1 protein-coding gene is annotated in these 324 nt (G+C 54.6%); it reads left to right on the top strand.

Going from position 1 to position 324, the window contains the following annotated elements:
• On the top strand, positions 1–324 hold a 324-nt coding region (locus tag EZM41_RS02820), incomplete at both ends, for a hypothetical protein (RefSeq protein WP_198469297.1).

The raw sequence follows: 324 nt of genomic DNA, 5'->3' as shown, positions 1-324 counted from the left end.
TAGTTGCAATCGTAGGCGGAGCTGGCGTTTCACTGCTTTACGTCTTCCTCCAGCATGAAGAGCTGGTGAAAGATACGACGGTGGCGCATCAGAGAGGGGAGACGGTTATGGCCGTCTTTTATAAAGACGAGCAGGGTTCGGAACTTGTTTTCTCAGATATACCGGCTTCCGTGGCGGGAGAGGCGAAATCTGCGAGGGATGCCATGTTGGAGGCAGCACGAAGGACCATGGGGTGGACGCTGGTGTTGGTGGCGCTGTTTTTTCTGGGGTATGCCCTCTTCGGTCACTTGATACCGGGTCAGCTGGGGCATAGACAATACTCAG

Origin of the sequence: Acetomicrobium sp. S15 = DSM 107314, from assembly GCF_016125955.1 — a bacterium.
GTDB lineage: Bacteria > Synergistota > Synergistia > Synergistales > Thermosynergistaceae > Thermosynergistes > Thermosynergistes pyruvativorans.
This window is presented reverse-complemented; position numbering and strand designations above follow the sequence as displayed.